Below are 500 nucleotides of genomic sequence, written 5' to 3'. Positions count from 1 at the left end.
GCCGTTGACGGTACCTTCCTGATGCCGGTGGAAGACGTGTTCTCGATCTCCGGCCGTGGCACCGTGGTGACCGGTCGCGTTGAGCGCGGCATCATCAAGGTCGGCGAAGAAATCGAAATCGTCGGTATCGCTGACACCCAGAAGACCACCTGCACCGGCGTGGAAATGTTCCGCAAGCTGCTGGACCAAGGTCAAGCTGGCGACAACGTTGGCGTGCTGCTGCGCGGCACCAAGCGTGAAGACGTGCAGCGTGGCCAGGTTCTGGCCAAGCCGGGTTCGATCAAGCCGCACAAGCACTTCACCGGCGAGATCTATGTTCTGTCGAAGGATGAAGGCGGCCGTCACACCCCGTTCTTCAACAACTACCGTCCGCAGTTCTACTTCCGTACCACCGACGTGACCGGTGCGATCGAACTGCCGAAGGACAAGGAAATGGTCATGCCGGGCGACAACGTGTCGATCACCGTGCAACTGATCAACCCGATCGCCATGGAAGAAGG

Annotated in this window: 1 protein-coding gene; it reads left to right on the top strand. The window is 59.8% G+C overall.

Annotation, left to right across the window (positions count from 1 at the left end; genetic code table 11):
* The coding region (locus tag ACODSZ_RS23145; RefSeq protein WP_488928653.1) for an EF-Tu C-terminal domain-related protein at positions 1-500 on the top strand (500 nt) is incomplete at both ends.

The sequence above is a fragment of the Herbaspirillum sp. FG34 genome (assembly GCF_057809315.1).
The sequence above is the reverse complement of the archived record's forward strand: the minus strand, read 5'-3'. Positions and strand labels throughout refer to the sequence as shown.